The following is an 11,908-nucleotide window of genomic DNA, read 5'->3' as shown; positions in this document are numbered from 1 at the left end:
ATAGCAGTGTGTCAGCCAGTACCTTGGGGGCTGACACTACGCTATCGGGGGCAAGCCCCCTCCCACATTTTTGGTCTCCACCAGGCATGGGATTGGCGAGAATCCGGCATCGGGTCTAGCGTTTACCCACCAACTGCAAAGGAGACCACCGTGCGAAATGCTCAACGCGCCATCCCCCTGCTGTTGCTGGTGGCCCTGGGGCTTACGGCCCTTCCGGCCCTGGCGGGCGCAGGAGCGCCGCAGTGGAAAGACACCGGCCCGGTCACCAAGAAAAAGCAGAACGAGGTCAACTCCGGCAGCTGGCAACCCCAGGCCCAGCCCGCGCCCAAGGAAGATGCAGAAAACCCCTACAACGAAGGGGAAGACAGCGAAACCTATGACGATGGGGATGCCTGACAGCTGGCGCAAACCCTGTATCCCAACTAGCTTCAAAGGCTGGCGATGGTAAATCGCTGTCGTGCGGGACTCACCTACTGACGGGACGGAAATCGACCATGAGTATTTTTCAGCGAGTAGTGCTGTTGATAAAAGTGCTGGTGCTGATGTCGTTGGGAATGTCGGCGGCCTGGGCGCATAACCCGGTGCAGAGCCAGGCGGGCTTGTCGGCGGTGCAGAGCGAGCAGGGCAAGCCCCTGCAATTGGCCAAGTCCGAGGCTGAGCCGGGTGATCAGGACCAGGGCGGCAGCAAGGACGACGATGACACCACCAACGACCCGGACAGCGACGACCCGGACGACGATGATGGTGACAGCCAGACGTAGGTTCCAGCCAAAAGAAAGCCCCTCCCGCCAGGCTGATGCGCAACCTGACGGGAAGGGCTGTAGAACGCTGTATCACTTCTCACATATTTCTAATCTGACCTCCAGTAGCAGCTGCCGAGCCTTGGCGAGGCTGCGTTTTCGGTCTGTCTGACACACCGCTGACGCAGCCTCGCCAAGGCTACGGGCCAGGGTTTCAGGCCACGAATTGCTCCGCGTAGTGGCAAGCCACCTGGCGATTATCCAACGCCCGCAACTGCGGCTCCTCGCTGCTGCAACGCGCTGTCGCATACGGGCAGCGCTTGTGGAAAGCGCATCCCGGCGGCGGGTTCAGTGGGTTAGGCAACTCGCCAACGATTTTGATCTTCGGTTTGTTCGGATCCGGATGAATGGTCGGGGTGGCCGACAGCAGCGCCTGGGTGTACGGGTGCAAGGGGCGGGCGTAGATGTCTTCTTTGGGGCCCACTTCCACCGGACGGCCGAGGTACATCACCATCACGTCATCGGCGACGTGCTGCACCACCGCCAGGTTATGGGAGATGAACACGTAGGCGGTGTTGAATTCCTGCTGCAAATCCATGAACAGGTTGAGCACCTGGGCCTGGATCGATACGTCGAGTGCCGAGGTCGGCTCATCCGCCACCAGCACTTTCGGTTGCAGCATCATCGCGCGGGCCAGGGCGATCCGTTGGCGCTGACCACCGGAGAACATGTGCGGGTAGCGCTGGTAATGCTCAGGGCGCAGGCCCACTTGCTTCATCATCGCCTGCACTTTCTCGCGGCGTTCGGCGGCGGACAGGTTGGTGTTGATCAGCAATGGTTCGCCCAGTTGATCACCGACCTTCTGGCGTGGGTTTAACGAGGCGTAGGGACTCTGGAACACCATCTGCACGTCTTTGCGCAATTGCTTGCGCTGGGCCTTGTCGGCACCGGCGACTTCCTGGCCGGCGATTTTCAGGGAACCGGACGACGGCTCTTCAATCAGCGTCAGTGCTCGGGCCAGGGTGGATTTTCCGCAACCCGACTCGCCCACAACGGCAAGGGTCTTGCCGGCTTCCAGTTCAAATGACACACCATTAAGCGCGCGTACCAACGCATGGCCCTTGAACAGGCCACGGGACACTTCGTAGTGACGGGTCAGGTCGCGGGCGGTAAGAACGACGGCCATTACGCCACCTCCTGGTTCAAGGGGTAGAAGCAGCGCGCGAGGCTGTTGGATTTAGGGTCAAGACCTGGGCGGGTCTGGCGGCAGCTTTCCTGCACGTACGGGCAGCGTGGCGACAGCAGGCAACCCTGCGGGCGGTCATAGCGGCCGGGTACGATACCCGGCAGCGTGGCCAGGCGCGTGGCGCCGAGGCTGTGCTCGGGGATCGCCTTGAGCAGCGCTTCGCTGTATGGATGCGCCGGGATGTCGAACAGTTGCGGCACCTGGCCGACCTCCACCGCTTGGCCGGCGTACATCACGCACACGCGCTGGGCGGTTTCCGCCACGACCGCGAGGTCGTGGGTGATCAACACCAGGCCCATGTTCTGCTCTTTTTGCAGGGCCAGCAGCAGGTCCATGATCTGCGCCTGGATGGTCACGTCCAATGCCGTGGTCGGCTCATCCGCGATCAGCAACTTCGGCTCGCCGGCAATCGCCATGGCGATGGCCACACGCTGGCTCATACCGCCGGAGAGTTGATGCGGGTAGGCGTCCATACGGCTGGCGGCGCCTGGGATCTCGACTTTTTCCAACAGTTCGATGGCGCGTTTGCGCGCTTGCTTGCCCGACATCTTCAGGTGCAGGCGCAGCACTTCTTCAATCTGGAAACCCACGGTGTAGCTGGGGTTCAAGGCGGTCATCGGGTCCTGGAATACCATCGCCAGGTCTTTGCCAACGATCTGGCGACGCTGGCGGTTGCTCAGCTTGAGCATGTCCTTGCCGTCGAAGTTCAGGGCGTCGGCGGTGACGATGCCGGGGTGCTCGATCAGGCCCATCAGCGCCATCATGGTCACGGATTTACCCGAGCCCGACTCGCCAACGATGGCCAGGACTTCGCCTTTGTCGACGCAAATGTCGAGGCCATCGACCACCGGCACGGCGGTCTTGTCGCCGAAACGGACGTTGAGATTCTTGATTTCTAACAGTGACATGGGAATCTCCTCAGGCGGCGTTCTTGAGTTTCGGGTCCAGCGCATCGCGCAGGCCGTCACCCATCAAGTTGATTGCCAGCACGCTGAGCAAAATGGTCAGGCCAGGCAGGCTCACCACCCACCAGGCGCGTTCGATGTAGTCACGGGCCGAAGCCAGCATGGTGCCCCACTCCGGGGTTGGCGGTTGTACGCCAAGGCCAAGGAAGCCCAGGGCCGCGGCATCGAGGATCGCCGAAGAGAAACTCAGGGTCGCCTGCACGATCAGCGGCGCCATGCAGTTAGGCAGCACGGTGATGAACATCAGGCGTGGCAGGCCGGCGCCGGCGAGGCGGGCGGCAGTCACGTAGTCGCGGTTCAGTTCGCCCATCACCGCAGCGCGGGTCAGGCGCACGTAGGACGGCAGCGAGACGATGGCGATGGCAATCACGGTGTTGATCAGGCCAGGGCCGAGGATCGCGACAATGGCAACCGCCAGCAGCAACGAGGGCAGGGCCAGCATGATGTCCATCAGGCGCATGATGGTCGGCCCGAGCAGGCGCGGGAAGAACCCGGCGAACAGGCCCAGCAGGATGCCCGGGATCAGCGACATCACCACCGACGACAAACCGATCAGCAGGGACAGGCGCGAGCCCTGGATCAGGCGCGACAGCAGGTCGCGGCCCAGCTCGTCGGTGCCGAGCAGGAACTGGATCTGCCCGCCTTCCAGCCACGACGGCGGGGTGAGCAGGAAGTCGCGGTATTGCTCGCTGGGGTTATGCGGCGCTACCCAGGGGGCGAAGATCGCACAGAACACGATCAGCAACATGAACAGAAGGCCGGCAACCGCGCCTTTGTTCTTGGAGAAGGCTTGCCAGAATTCTTTGTACGGCGACGGGTACAGCAGGCTTTGATCGACTGCTGACACTTGAGTAGGTGTGGTCATGGTCATGATCTCAGCGCTGGTGACGGATGCGTGGGTTGGCGAAGCCGTAGAGGATGTCCACCACGAAGTTCACCAGGATCACCAGACAGGCGATCAGCAGGATGCCGTTTTGCACCACCGGGTAGTCCCGCGCGCCAATGGCTTCGATCAGCCATTTGCCGATGCCGGGCCACGAGAAGATGGTTTCGGTCAGGACCGCACCGGCCAGCAGGGTGCCGACTTGCAGGCCGACCACGGTGAGGACCGGGATCAACGCGTTACGCAGGCCGTGCACGAACACCACGCGCGCTGGCGACAGGCCTTTGGCCTTGGCGGTACGGATGTAGTCTTCACGCAGCACTTCGAGCATGGATGAGCGGGTCATCCGTGCGATCACCGCCAACGGGATGGTGCCGAGCACGATGGCCGGCAGGATCAGGTGGTGCAGCGCATCCCAGAACGCGTCCGGCTCGTCAGCCAGCAGGGTGTCGATCAGCATGAAGCCGGTGCGCGGCTCGATGTCGTAGAGCAGGTCGATACGCCCGGAAACCGGGGTCCAGCCCAGGCTCACGGAGAAGAACATGATCAGGATCAGGCCCCACCAGAAGATCGGCATCGAATATCCCGCCAGGGAGATGCCCATCACCCCATGGTCGAACAGGGATCCTCGCTTGAGTGCCGCGATCACCCCGGCCAACAGGCCCAGGATGCCGGCGAACAACAGGGCGGCCATGGACAGTTCCAGAGTCGCCGGGAAGAGGGCGGTGAACTCGGTCCACACGCTGGTACGGGTACGCAGCGATTCGCCAAGGTCGCCTTGGGCGAGCTTGCCGACGTAGTCCAGGTATTGCGCATACAACGGCTTGTTAAGGCCAAGGCGTTCCATTGCCTGTGCGTGCATCTCGGGGTCGACGCGCCGCTCGCCCATCATGACTTCGACAGGGTCGCCAGGGATCATGCGAATCAACGCAAACGTGAGCAACGTGATGCCGAAAAACGTGGGGATCAATAACCCCAGTCGGCGGGCAATAAAACTAAACATCTTGTGGTGTACCTCAATCAGCCGGTTAGGCAGGTTCGGCACCGTCCTGGTGGGCGGTGCCGAGCGTTTCTCTTATTTACTTCACCTGGGTAGTGGCGAAGTTATTGTTCGTCAGAGGACTTTGGGTATAACCCTCGACGTTCTTGCGCATGGCGGTGAACATTTTCGGGTAAGCCATGGGGATCCATGGTTGGTCCTTGTCGAAAACGTCCAGTGCTTGTTCATAGAGTGCGGCGCGTTCGGTGGGTTCAGCGATTGCGCGGGCCTTATCGATCAAGTCCTGAAACTCTTTGTTACACCAGCGCGCGTAGTTTTCGCCGTTTTTTGCTGCATCGCAACTCAGGTTCGGCGTGAGGAAGTTGTCCGGGTCGCCGTTATCACCGGCCCAGCCGGCAGAAACCATGTCGTGCTCGCCGGCTTTGGCGCGCTTGAGCATCTCGCCCCACTCCATGACCTTGATGTTCACTTTCAGGCCGATTTTCGCCAGATCCGCCTGCATGCGCTGGGCGCCGAGCATCGGGTTAGGGTTGGTCGGGCCGCCGCCGTTACGGGTGAACAGGGTGAACTCGGTGCCTTCCGGTACGCCGGCTTCCTTGAGCAGGGCACGGGCCTTGTCCAGGTCGCGCTCAGGGTTTTTCAGCTTATCGTTGAAGCCCAGCAGCGTCGGTGGGTACGGACCGGTGGCATCAACGGCGTTGCCTTTGCCGTACAGGGATTCGTTGTAGCCTTTCTTGTCGAACGCGATATTGATCGCATGACGCACCCGCGCGTCGCTCATGTACTTGTGGGTGGTGTTCAGGGCGGTGTAGGCGGTGGTCATCGCCGCCAGTTCGGCGACCTTCAGGTTCGGGTCTTTCTTGATGCTGGGCAGGTCATCGGGCTTGGGATACAGCGCGATCTGGCATTCGTTGGCCTTGAGCTTCTGCAGGCGCACGTTGTTGTCGACTGCAATGGCCAGGATCAACGGATCGGCCGGAGGCTTGCCACGGAAGTACTCCGGGTTGGCCTTGAAGCGCACCTGAGCATCCTTCTGGTAGCGCGTGAAAATGAACGGGCCGGTGCCGATCGGCTTGCTGTTGAGCTCTTCGGTCTTGCCGGCGGCGAGTAGCTTGTCGGCGTACTCGGCGGAATGGATGGCGGTGAACGGCATCGCGACATCGGCCAGGAACGGCGCCTCAGGGCGGGTCAGGGTGAAGACCACGGTATGGTCATCGGTCTTCTCCACGCTCTTGAGCAGTTCCTTGAAGCCCATGCTTTCAAAGTACGGGTAGCCCACGTTGGACTTGTTGTGCCATGGGTGTTTTGGGTCCAGCTGGCGCTGGAAGCTCCAGAGCACGTCGTCGGCATTCATGTTGCGCGTGGGTTTGAAGTAGTCGGTGGTGTGGAACTTGACGTCGTCGCGCAGGTGAAATGTATAGGTCAGGCCGTCGTCACTGATTTCCCAGGAAGTGGCGAGCGCTGGCACGATCTCGGTGGTGCCGGGCTTGAAGTCCACCAGGCGGTTGAACATGGTTTCAGCGGCGGCATCGGCGGTGACGGCGGTGGTGTACAGGACCGGGTCAAAACCTTCCGGGCTGGCTTCGGTGCAGACCACCAGGGGTTTGGCCGATACGCCGATAGCGACGCTTAACAGCGCAGCGGCAACGGCAGCTTGTAGCGGGAGCATTTTCATTCAGAGCCCTCTGCAATCGATGGGACCAGACAAGCGTAGACGGCAGGCTCGTCCTGAGCCCGCCGTCTACCTGGCGCTAATTAAAGAATGTTGAACGGGATGGTGGTGACCAGGCGGAACTCTTTGATGTTGCCGTCAGCTTGTTGTGCGCTGGCGCGGTGAGTCACGTAGGTGCCACGGATGGTGGTCGCCTTGAGTGGGCCGCTCTGAATCGCGTAGGACGTACCAACGCCGTATTCCTGGTGTTTCTCGCCGTCCATCAGGCGCAGGTCGCTGCGGCTCTCACCGGCAGTACCGTAGGCGGTACCGTTGTAGTGAGTACCGTCGATGCCCCAGCCGCGCGCCGAGTAGACGTTGAACTTCAGGCCCGGCACGCCGTATTCGGCCATGTTGATGCCGTAGGCGATCTGGAAGGACTTCTCGTTCGGGCTGTTGAAGTCAGAAGTCAGGGAGTTGGCCAGGTAGATGCCGTTGGTTTCGTGCAGGTAGTCGAAGTACTCGTCACCGTTAACTTCCTGGTACGAGAAGGTCAGGCTGTGGGCCTGGTGGGTCAGCCCCAGGGACAACGAGTATGTGTCGTTGTCGATGTTGCCCATCTTCTTGCTGCCGGTGTCGGTGGTTTTGTAGTAGTTCAGGCCGGTGGTCAGTGCCAGGGTCTGTGCATCACCCAATTCGTGGGTGGCACCGAAGTAGTACTGGTTCCAGAAGTCTTCGACGTTAGCCGCGAACACGCTGGTTTTCACGCTCTTGAACGGCTGGTAGTTGAAGCCCAGGGTCTTGACCTTGTCGGTTTCCTGGCCATTGCCGTACTCGGAACGGAATTTCGACAGGCTTTGTTCGGTACGCGGCGAAACGCGATCAAAGATGCCGCCCTGGAACGACAGGTTGCTGAACTCTTCGCTGTTGAAGCTCACACCTTCGAAGCTCGAAGGCAGGGCACGGTTGCCGATGGTGTCGACGATGCCGCTGCTGAAGTTCTGGCGACCGGCGGTCAAGGTGGTGTTGGACACGCGGAACTTGACGTTGGCCAGGCCCAGTTTGCTCCATTGGCCTACTGCATCACCGTCGGAGTCAGCCAGGGTACGGTTGGAGCCGCCCTTGATATCACGCTTGCTGCGATCCAGGACCACCGCGTTGTAAGCCGCGACTTCGGTCGCCACACCTACGGTGCCTTGGGTGAAGCCCGAGGAGTAGTTGAGGATGGTGCCTTGTACCCAGTTTGTGCGGTTCGCGTCGGTGCGTGTCTGATTGTGTTTCTCATAGGAGAAACGCTGGCCACGGAATTTCTTCTCGGTGGAGTACCAGTTACGGGTAGTACCGCCCAGGCTTTGACCGTCGATAAAGCCCTTGGCCTCGCTTTGGGCGCTGGCGCCGGCGAGTGTGGTCGGAACGAAGTCCTGGCTGGCGGGTTCAGCGTAGGCGGTGGCCGTGATGCTGCTGATGGCCAGGGCCAGAAGCGCTTTGCTGCTCAGTTTCATGGGTTGAAGCTCCTTTGGTTCTCTTTTTAATGCCGGTCTTTTTTGGTGATCCGGCTATTGGGTGTGTAACTCGATCAAGCTGGTGCAAACGTTTGCTGTAGGAAAAATCCCGACAAAAGGCTGCACGTTTACGAGAGAGCCAACTTCGCTCTCTGCAATCCGGTTATTTTCTTATGGGGTAATGCTGACGCCCGAAAAGACGTTGCGGCCGAAGGGGCTTACTTTGAAGCCTTCGACTTTGGCGCTTAACGGCTGGTTGACCGTCGAGTGGGCGACGGGCGTGATCGGCACCTGCTGCTTGAGCAGTTGCTGCGCCTGTTTGTACAGAACAGTCCTTTGTTCTCGGTCGGTCACGACCTTGGCTTGCTTGATCAGCTTGTCGTACGCCGGGTCACACCACATGGAGTAGTTGTTCCCGCCGATGGCGTCGCAGCTGTAGAGGGTGCCCAGCCAGTTGTCCGGGTCGCCGTTGTCGCCGGTCCAACCGATCAGGCTGACATCGTGCTCGCCGTTCTTGGTGCGCTTGATGTATTCGCCCCACTCGTAGCTGACGATCTTGACCTTGAGGCCGATCTTGGCCCAGTCGCTTTGCAGCATCTCGGCCATCAGCTTGGCGTTGGGGTTGTACGGACGTTGTACCGGCATCGCCCACAGGGTGATCTCGGTACCTTCCTTCACGCCGGCAGCCTTGAGCAGTTCCTTGGCTTTTTCCGGGTTGTAGGCGGCGTCCTTGATGCTGTCGTCGTAGGACCATTGGGTCGGTGGCATGGCATTGACTGCCAACTGCCCGGCGCCCTGGTACACGGCGTTGAGGATGCTCTGCTTGTTCACCGCCATGTCCAGCGCCTGGCGCACTTCGAGCTGGTCGAATGGCTTGTGGCGCACGTTGTAGGCGATATAGCCCAAGTTGAAACCGGGCTTGGTCAGCAGTTGCAGGTTCGGGTCGGCCTTGAGCGCGTCGACGTCGGCCGGGCGCGGATGCAGGGTGACCTGGCATTCGCCGGCCTTGAGTTTCTGCACGCGCACCGAGGCGTCGGTGTTGATGGCAAAAATCAGCTGATCCAGCTTGACCTTGCTCGGGTCCCAGTACTGTTTGTTACCCACATAGCGGATCTGCGAGTCTTTCTGGTAGCGCTGGAAGACAAAGGGGCCAGTGCCGATCGGCTTTTGGTTGATGTCGCTGGGTTTGCCTTCCTTGAGCAACTGCTCGGCGTATTCGGCCGACAGGATGGCGGCAAAGCTCATGGCGATGTTCTGCACAAACGCGGCGTCGACCGTGTTGAGTGTCATCACCACGGTATGCGGGTCGGTTTTCTCGACCTTGGCGATGTTCTTGTTCAGGCTCATCCCGTTGAAGTACGGAAACTCGGTAGGGTAGGCCTTGCGAAACGGGTGGTCGGGGTCAAGCATGCGGTTGAAGGTGAACAGCACGTCGTCGGCGTTGAAGTCCCGCGTCGGCTTGAATTCCTTGTTGCTGTGGAATTTCACCCCTTCACGCAGGTGAAAGGTGTAGGTCAGGCCGTCTTCGGAAATATCCCACTTGGTCGCCAACCCAGGTACGACGTTTGTCGCTCCCTTTTCAAACTCAACCAGGCGGTTGTACAGCGGCTCGGCCGCATCGTTATCGGTGGCGGTGGTGTACTGCGCGGTGTCAAAGCCTGCCGGGCTGCCTTCGGAGCAGAACACCAGGCTCCGCTTATCGGCGGCGTGGCCCATCGTGGCCACAGCCAGCAGGCTGGTGCCAAAAATTGCGGATAGAACGGTGGTATGGCGCATGACGATCCCGATCCTTGTTTGTAGTTGTCATCAGCAAGCAATCACCCCGGCGTATGGCCAGGGGGACATTACTGATCCCACACACAGCAAGTGCCTTTCCCAGATTGGAGCCTCTGCTGTCCTACGACGGTATGGGTCGCGGACTTCGCAGTAAATGCGCCAAATCGGACTGACCTTGTAGGCAAAAGAGCTGTTTATCGCAGTTCGCAGCTGTAGGAAGCGGCGATTGCGAGCGTGGTCTCTTTCCTACGGCCTGGCGGATGCAATAACGGCGACGTTATGAAACGTCGCCGTTATTGGTCCTTACTTGCCGCTTACGCTCACGCCATAGAAGGAGTTCAGGCCAAACGGGCTGATCTTGAAGTCCTGTACGGTGTTGCGCATGGGTTGATACACCGTCGAGTGCGCGATAGGTGTCATCGGGACTGCATCTTTGAGGATATGTTGCGCCTGCTTATACAGCTCGGTGCGTTTGGCGACGTCCGACGTAGCCTTGGCTTCTTTCACGATGCCGTCGAATTTCTTGTCGCACCATTTGGAGAAGTTGTTGCCGCTCAGGGAATCGCAGCCGAACAGCACGTTCAGCCAGTTGTCCGGGTCACCATTGTCGCCGCTCCAGCCAATGATCATGGCCTGGTTCTCGCCGCCTTTGGAGCGCTTGATGTACTCGCCCCATTCATAGCTGACGATGTTGACCTTCAGGCCGATCTGTTTCCAGTCGTTCTGCAGCATCTCGGCCATCAGCTTGGCGTTCGGGTTGTACGGACGCTGAACCGGCATCGCCCACAGGGTGATCTCGGTACCTTCCTTGACGCCGGCTTCCTTGAGCAAAGCCTTGGCTTTGGTCACGTCGTGCGGGGCATCCTTGATGGTGGTGTCGTAGGACCATTGGGTCGGCGGCATGGCGTTGACGGCCAGTTGGCCGGCGCCCTGGTACACGGAATCGATGATCTGCTGCTTGTTCACCGAGATGTCCAAGGCCTCGCGTACACGCAGGTCGGACAGTGGGTTAGGCGCGGTCTGGCCTTTGAGAACAGGCATCACGTTGTAGGCGATGTAACCCAGGTTGAAACCGGCCTGGTGTGGCAGTTTCAGGTCCTTGTCTTCGCCCAGCGCCTTGAGGTCGGCCGGACGTGGGAACAGGGTGATCTGGCATTCGTTTTTCTTCAGCTTCTGGATACGCACCGACGGGTCGGTGGTGATGGCGAAGATCAGGTTATCGATCTTCACGTCTTCAGGTTTCCAGTAGTCCTTGTTGCCGGTGTAACGAATGTTCGAGTCTTTCTGGTAGCTCTTGAACACGAACGGGCCAGTGCCGATTGGCTTCTGGTTGATGTCCTGAGGCGTGCCGTTTTTCAGCAACTGGGCGGCGTACTCGGCGGACTGGATCGACGCGAAGCTCATCGCCAGGTTCTGAATGAAAGCGGCGTCCACGGTGCCAAGGGTGAACTTGACGGTGTGGGCATCGACTTTCTCGATGTTCTTGATGTTGGTGTCCATCCCCATGTCCGTGAAGTACGGGAACTCGGTGGGGTAGGCCTTACGGAATGGATCGTCTTTGTTGATCATCCGATTGAAGGTGAACAGTACGTCGTCAGCCGAGAATTCACGAGTGGGCTTGAAGTACGGGGTGGTATGGAACTTGACGCCTTCGCGCAGGTGGAAGGTGTAGGTCAGGCCATCCGGGGATACGTCCCAGCTGGTGGCCAGGCCAGGAACAACGGCGGTGCCGCCCCGTTCGAACTGGCTCAGACGGTTGAACATGGTTTCGGCCGAAGCATCGAAGTCTGTTCCGGTGGTGTACTGGCCTGGATCGAAACCGGCCGGGCTCCCTTCGGAGCAGAACACCAGGTTAGTCGCCGCTTGGGCGAATGGGGCCGCGGCCAAAAGGCCTGCGCTCACTAATAACGGAAGGACTGCGTGTTTAAGCATGTTGGCCTCATGATTTGTTGTCATTTTTGGTGGTGAGGGCGACCTCGTGAGTCGGCCTGCGGATACTTATGCAGGCGCCATACCCATTGCAAGATGCGGAACCGTTGCAAGGTGGAAAGAGTGGTACGAACGTACAGGAATGTCGCAATTATGAAAGTTTTGACATATTTGAGCATATTTATAGGTTTTTTTCGGTGCAGGAGGCGCACCAGG

10 protein-coding genes are annotated in these 11,908 nt (G+C 59.7%); 2 read left to right on the top strand and 8 right to left on the bottom strand.

What is annotated here, in order from left to right; genetic code table 11:
- Positions 1-150: 150 nt before the first annotated feature.
- The gene (locus AB1462_RS02825; RefSeq protein ID WP_259192519.1) at positions 151-396 is read left to right on the top strand and encodes a hypothetical protein; all 246 of its coding nucleotides are present in this window, start codon (positions 151-153) and stop codon (positions 394-396) included.
- 98 nt (positions 397-494) lie between these two features.
- Positions 495-761 (top strand): hypothetical protein, encoded by a 267-nt coding sequence (locus AB1462_RS02820; RefSeq protein ID WP_090409497.1) that lies wholly within the window; start codon positions 495-497, stop codon positions 759-761.
- 193 nt (positions 762-954) lie between these two features.
- Here AB1462_RS02820 and AB1462_RS02815 read toward each other — a convergent pair whose 3' ends face one another.
- From AB1462_RS02815 to AB1462_RS02780, 8 genes are all read right to left on the bottom strand, one after another.
- Complete coding sequence (locus AB1462_RS02815; protein WP_017138288.1) at positions 955-1,926, bottom strand: peptide ABC transporter ATP-binding protein; 972 nt, start codon at positions 1,924-1,926, stop codon at positions 955-957.
- On the bottom strand, positions 1,926-2,894 hold the full coding sequence (locus tag AB1462_RS02810) for an ABC transporter ATP-binding protein (protein ID WP_090409495.1): 969 nt from the start codon (positions 2,892-2,894) through the stop codon (positions 1,926-1,928). The genes AB1462_RS02815 and AB1462_RS02810 overlap by 1 nt, the downstream gene beginning before the upstream one ends.
- 10 nt (positions 2,895-2,904) lie before the next feature.
- Entirely contained in the window at positions 2,905-3,816 is a 912-nt protein-coding gene (locus AB1462_RS02805) for an ABC transporter permease subunit (RefSeq protein WP_027604858.1), read from the bottom strand.
- Positions 3,817-3,826: 10 nt separating this feature from the next.
- On the bottom strand, positions 3,827-4,837 hold the full coding sequence (locus tag AB1462_RS02800; RefSeq protein WP_003171721.1) for an ABC transporter permease subunit: 1,011 nt from the start codon (positions 4,835-4,837) through the stop codon (positions 3,827-3,829).
- Positions 4,838-4,913: 76 nt separating this feature from the next.
- Positions 4,914-6,509, bottom strand: coding sequence for an ABC transporter substrate-binding protein (locus AB1462_RS02795; protein ID WP_090409493.1), 1,596 nt, complete (start codon positions 6,507-6,509; stop codon positions 4,914-4,916).
- Between the two features lie 80 nt (positions 6,510-6,589).
- Complete coding sequence (locus tag AB1462_RS02790) at positions 6,590-7,987, bottom strand: OprD family outer membrane porin (protein ID WP_367246109.1); 1,398 nt, start codon at positions 7,985-7,987, stop codon at positions 6,590-6,592.
- 171 nt (positions 7,988-8,158) lie between these two features.
- Positions 8,159-9,763 (bottom strand): ABC transporter substrate-binding protein, encoded by a 1,605-nt coding sequence (locus AB1462_RS02785; RefSeq protein WP_090409489.1) that lies wholly within the window; start codon positions 9,761-9,763, stop codon positions 8,159-8,161.
- A 303-nt stretch (positions 9,764-10,066) separates the two neighbouring features.
- On the bottom strand, positions 10,067-11,695 hold the full coding sequence (locus AB1462_RS02780; RefSeq protein WP_090409486.1) for an ABC transporter substrate-binding protein: 1,629 nt from the start codon (positions 11,693-11,695) through the stop codon (positions 10,067-10,069).
- Between the last annotated feature and the right edge of the window lie 213 nt (positions 11,696-11,908).

The organism is Pseudomonas sp. SB113 (assembly GCF_040754745.1).
In the GTDB taxonomy this organism is placed as follows: domain Bacteria; phylum Pseudomonadota; class Gammaproteobacteria; order Pseudomonadales; family Pseudomonadaceae; genus Aquipseudomonas; species Aquipseudomonas grimontii.
This window is presented reverse-complemented; position numbering and strand designations above follow the sequence as displayed.

Coding starts and splice junctions, on each gene's coding strand:
- AB1462_RS02790 (WP_367246109.1), bottom strand. CDS start 7,987: ATGAAACTGAGCAGCAAAGCGCTTCTGGCCCTGGCCATCAGCAGCATC.
- AB1462_RS02780 (WP_090409486.1), bottom strand. CDS start 11,695: ATGCTTAAACACGCAGTCCTTCCGTTATTAGTGAGCGCAGGCCTTTTG.
- AB1462_RS02820 (WP_090409497.1), top strand. CDS start 495: ATGAGTATTTTTCAGCGAGTAGTGCTGTTGATAAAAGTGCTGGTGCTG.
- AB1462_RS02795 (WP_090409493.1), bottom strand. CDS start 6,509: ATGAAAATGCTCCCGCTACAAGCTGCCGTTGCCGCTGCGCTGTTAAGC.
- AB1462_RS02785 (WP_090409489.1), bottom strand. CDS start 9,763: ATGCGCCATACCACCGTTCTATCCGCAATTTTTGGCACCAGCCTGCTG.
- AB1462_RS02800 (WP_003171721.1), bottom strand. CDS start 4,837: ATGTTTAGTTTTATTGCCCGCCGACTGGGGTTATTGATCCCCACGTTT.
- AB1462_RS02815 (WP_017138288.1), bottom strand. CDS start 1,926: ATGGCCGTCGTTCTTACCGCCCGCGACCTGACCCGTCACTACGAAGTG.
- AB1462_RS02810 (WP_090409495.1), bottom strand. CDS start 2,894: ATGTCACTGTTAGAAATCAAGAATCTCAACGTCCGTTTCGGCGACAAG.
- AB1462_RS02805 (WP_027604858.1), bottom strand. CDS start 3,816: ATGACCACACCTACTCAAGTGTCAGCAGTCGATCAAAGCCTGCTGTAC.